This is a genomic window from Novipirellula sp., assembly GCF_041583735.1.
Taxonomy (GTDB): domain Bacteria; phylum Planctomycetota; class Planctomycetia; order Pirellulales; family Pirellulaceae; genus Novipirellula.
In genome coordinates this window covers 1-4525 of the sequence record NZ_JBFHFD010000693.1, presented here as the reverse complement: position 1 = coordinate 4525, position 4525 = coordinate 1, and the positions used below count along the sequence as shown (strand labels likewise).

5 protein-coding genes are annotated in these 4525 nt (G+C 55.1%); 3 read left to right on the top strand and 2 right to left on the bottom strand.

What is annotated here, in order from left to right; translation table 11 throughout:
- Positions 1-324, top strand: a 324-nt coding sequence (locus tag ABX962_RS31105; protein WP_372725422.1) for a TadE family protein, incomplete at its 5' end; no start/stop codon positions are given.
- A gap of 188 nt (positions 325-512) precedes the next feature.
- Here ABX962_RS31105 and ABX962_RS31100 read toward each other — a convergent pair.
- On the bottom strand, positions 513-1280 hold the full coding sequence (locus tag ABX962_RS31100) for a ThuA domain-containing protein (RefSeq protein ID WP_372725420.1): 768 nt from the start codon (positions 1278-1280) through the stop codon (positions 513-515).
- A 122-nt stretch (positions 1281-1402) separates the two neighbouring features.
- The gene (locus ABX962_RS31095; RefSeq protein WP_372725418.1) at positions 1403-2719 is read right to left on the bottom strand and encodes a DUF4912 domain-containing protein; all 1317 of its coding nucleotides are present in this window, start codon (positions 2717-2719) and stop codon (positions 1403-1405) included.
- A 971-nt stretch (positions 2720-3690) separates the two neighbouring features.
- Between ABX962_RS31095 and ABX962_RS31090 the strand changes: the two genes are divergently transcribed.
- Both ABX962_RS31090 and ABX962_RS31085 read left to right on the top strand, forming a co-directional pair.
- On the top strand, positions 3691-4002 hold the full coding sequence (locus ABX962_RS31090) for an AtpZ/AtpI family protein (RefSeq protein ID WP_372725416.1): 312 nt from the start codon (positions 3691-3693) through the stop codon (positions 4000-4002).
- A 139-nt stretch (positions 4003-4141) separates the two neighbouring features.
- Positions 4142-4525: hypothetical protein (locus ABX962_RS31085; protein ID WP_372725414.1), on the top strand; the 384-nt coding region annotated here is incomplete at its 3' end.

Genomic DNA, 4525 nt, shown 5'->3' with positions numbered 1-4525 from the left:
GGCTTAGTTGAGCTCGGGCGAATGATGTTGGTCAAGCAAACGGCCACGCATGCGACTCGCGAAGGGGCGAGAATCGCCGTGCGTCCGACGGCAACAACAAGCGACGTCGTCGACCGAGTGAATGACGAACTGGCTCTGATGGGGATTCAAAATGCAACCGTCGAAACCGTCCCCGCCTCGATCGAAACGAGCACGCCGAGTGGTATCATTACCGTTCGCGTTGCGATCGACATTTCGTCGATCACCTGGGTTCCTGGGTTTCTGAATCTCGATGCAACTCAGATCATTGCCGAGTCATCGATGCGTCGCGAGAGCACCAACTAGCGAGTTTTTAACCGTCGATGTAGCAACCATCGCTAGACGGTGGCCGGCTTCGATGTAGCAACCGTCGCCATACGGTGGTCGGCTTCGATGTGGCTACCGTCGCCAGACGGTGGATCACGTTCTGACGAACATGGCTACTTTTTCAATCAACGTCATCTTTCAAGTTTCGCCGATGCAATCGTGTCAGCTCACAGCTTTCCGGCTGCCCACAGCGTGCCTTTGACGATCGTGTCGAGGTACACCGCATCTTCGAACGTCTCGTTCGAGTGGCCATAGGTGGTGCCGAAGACACGAGCCTTGCCGTAAGTGTTCGTCCAGAAAACGGGATGCGACTGGTCGGTCTTCTCACTTTTGCTGGTGGCCAACACGGTCATATTGGGCCACTTCTTTTCTATCACATAAAGCTCGTCCATCGCCGTTTTGTGGCCATCTGGATAGCCCTTCATGATCACATGGTCTTGGGCAACGACGTTGACCGCGTAGTGACTTTGATGCTCGTGGCGGCGGCTGGTGACACCCAGGAATTCTCGCCAATCGTCGATCTTGGCGTCGCGGTAAGTGTGCATCGCACAGTGGATCACCACCGCGTTGGTTCCAGCATGATGCGACCGAGTGATGCTGCGAATGTAGTCGGGGTTGGTCGTGGCGGCAAAGCATTCGTTGTGGATCACGACATCAAAGCCCTCGGCCCAGTTGGGGTTTTTGTAGAGATCGATTTCGGCGCTCGTGCCGTTGCCGCCGTCGTTGATGACCGTCCAGTTCACGGCGACGCCGCGCTTTTTGAACGCCATTTGCATCGCTTTGGTTTGAAAGTCGTAATCGTGGCAGCAGCCACCGGTGATCAACAGTACTTTGATGGACGGTTTTGCGGCTGACTCGTCGTCAGCACTCCAAACAGCGGCAGTCGTCATTTGCAGGGCGAGGCAGAGGGTCAGCAAGACAGAGAAAGGTTTCAAGGCAGCGGCTCCGGTGGGAGGAGGGAGTGTCGGGACAAAAAAACAGGACGGATTGGGAATCCGTCCTGGGCAGAGAGTTTAATGGGGCGTCAGTCAGCTGGGCTGACTCGATGCTGTTCAGACTAGAAACGATCGTCGATTTCGACGGTTTCCATCACCTTGGTGTTGCGTTCGACCGCGATCACCGTGGTGCGTTGTCTTAGTCCATCACGGCTTTCGCAAGTCACCGGCAGCACTTGGCGTTTATCGGGCAATTGCATGCGAACGGTAAACGATCCGTCTTCTTGTAGTTTGACGGGGCGACCGGCGATATTGACCGAGGCGTTGGGAGTCGTTTTTCCAAACACGATCAATTCGGCATCGACTTTGAATGGCAGCTTCGTTTGTCGCAGCAAGCTGGGGTCAGCGACGGTTTGTCCCTGGTCGCCACGGCTTGGCATCGGACGGTGCAGTCGCTCTTCGAACACCTCTTTTAGGTCGCCTGCGTCTTGATCGTAGCCACCGCTCAGCGAGTAAATTCGCTCGTAATCTTCGGCGATATCGCTCCAGTGTTCGTCCAATCGTTCGCATTCGCCGGGACGAGGTGTCTCGACAACATTGCTGCGACAAATCGTGTAGAACTCGCCAAAGTCCGCCAAGTAGCCAATGATGACTCGAAATCTCGAAGGTGCATCATCCACGTCGATGTACCAATTGTTCACGCCCCCGTGAATCGGAATGTCGCGAGCGACACTTTCGGCTTGGTTGCTTGCCACATCGCCTACGGCTAGCAGACGAAGGATCGGTTTCGCAGTATGCCATCGCTCGGCCATTGCCGATTCCGCACGCTGAACGCTGGCGCGGGTGATTTCCCAGTTTGCTTGCAGCCAGTACGAATCCCGCACGAGCAGCACGACGCGGTCTTGGTGAGGTTCGCCGTTTCGCGTCCGCGAAGAGCCGTTGGCGACAGCCGCCCCACCGACAAGCGTGCCGGTCGACAGGTCACGATGGCGGTCGAGCGTTTCACGGCGGCGACGCATTTGGGCGCGAATGCGAGCGGTTTTCGCCGAGACGCGTTCCTTCTGCTCTTTTTGGTCGAGCGCTTCGGCACACCGTTGGGCGCTGACCGCGGCGGCGCGAGCACGAGCGGCTGCAATTTGAGCCCCCTTGCTGATCGGCGCCGACGCTTTTGCTTTGGACTTCGCTGCGGTTGTGCTTGCCGACCGGGACGAGCTAGATGTTTTCTTGGATGCTGCGTTTTTCGACGAAGCAGAGCTTTTTGACGAAGACGAAGCCGGCTTCGAGGAGTCGGCTTTTCGTCTCAGTTTGCGTTGGACCTTCGATATCTCAGTAACAAGATCGTCCTTTCGCATACTGTGCCAGCCTGATACGCCGTAGGTCTTGGCTAATTCGGCCAATTCTCGTCGTGTTTGCGCTTTAAGGTCTGCCGTTTTAATCACCCTGCATCTCCAAGCTGTAAACCCCGTCGCAAATTTTGAGACGGAGCTAATTCATAATTGATTTTGATCACGACTAGCTTGCACCACCCGGCGGTGGTTGCCGTCGACACCGTTTGTCCGTCGCTTCCTACGCCGCTTCCACTTCTTTCACGCCGCTGGCCTTGGATCCGCTTGCCTCGTTGCCATCGACTTTCCGTATTTCGCTTCAGCTCGACTTCGCTTCCGCTCGCTTCGAAAACCGGTACCCTGAAAACAGTTAAAGCTGTCTCAAAATGCGATTCGCTCCACTTGAGTGGATGGTTTTACCACTGCAGGGCGTCTCTGTGGCTTCTGGAATCCGATATTTATTATGGTTTCGAGTGCCTGTTGACGCGTGCCTATCCGGCCACAATGGGACAATCATCCCCTGAAACATTATGGCAAGGGGATGGCGGAAGTTCTAGATGCGGACTGGTAAAAGAATCCGAATCGTTGCCGGAAATCGCGTTTTCCTAAGGATAATTGGGAAAATTGGATTGGTAAACGTAAACACAATCGGCTTCCTATATTTCCTATGTCTCCTATGTTTCGGTGGGTTATGAGTGTCGCGTCGGTCACTCAGGTGCCTTTTTGACGACGGGGGGTAGCTGTTTGCATCCTGCGGGGTCTTGTGGAGGCGTGTTTTTGCGGACAACCGCCGCTGGTGCAAACGGAAGGTGTCTCATTTTGAAACAAGTTGCCAGCAATCGAGAGTGGGTTGCGACGGGATCGAAAGCTGGCTGCGCTGGGAAATCGGGCATCCGTCCCGTTCAGGGCACCCCAGTCAAGAGAGTTGTCCTTTTGTGACATTTTTAGGTGCGGCGATCCGTCGCTGCCTCTGGTGGTTCTCGATTCCTCAGTCACACTGTGCACGTCGAGTTAAAGCAGCTTCGCAAAACCGCGAATCGGCAGAGCCGGCAAAGACGACGTCATAGGGGAAACGGTCAGGCCCAATGGTGAATCCAGAAAAAAGCCCTTCCGGTTCCGATGACGAGTCAATCCCCAAGGAAAGGATGGTCGACAAGGTCGATGTCACACCCGGACCGGTTGCGGAAAAAAACGCAAGCGGAGGCGCTGTGTGGCTCCGTTTTGTCGGTCTCGGGATGGAGCTCGCTGGAATTACACTGCTGTTCGCCGGCATCGGTTATTGGATCGACGCTTGGCGAAACCACGATCAAATGTACGCCACTGCGTTGAGCACGATGTTGGGGTTTGGGTTGGCAATGACACGGTTCGTCGTCAAAGCCTCCTCGACCCAGTCCTGATTGCTGGCCGACGGCCTAAATCGTTGAGTATCGCCCAAAATTGGTGAAAACCAGCCAAGCGGTACAACCCTGCGAATACTGATGACCGTATGTTGGAAGCGAAGTTGACTTCGCTTTTGAGTAAACTTTTGAAAAAGACGTGACGATCCTAACTCCAACTCGACGATCGCCAAGTTCTCCGGACGTTTCCGATTTGTATCGGCAGACGTTGGGTTGGGTGGTCGCTGCATGGTTGATTGCGACAGCAATCGCGATGGCAGTGGTTGGGCTTCGGGACGCCGATCGTAGTGGCGATGTATTTTTTGTCGCTTTGATGAGTGGCATGATCGCATTGGTGTCGATGTTGCCCGGGCTGTGTCTGCGGTGGGCCAAGGCGATCAAGTCGCGATTGGGTTCTCGAGGTGCAGCGAGTCAGTCAGGTTCTCGTCAGTCGGCCGATCCGTTTGGTGATTTTGTGCTGGCTTCCGGGATGGGGATGATCTTTCGGTTATTTGGGACGGTTGCACTGTTTTTGTTCTGCCGG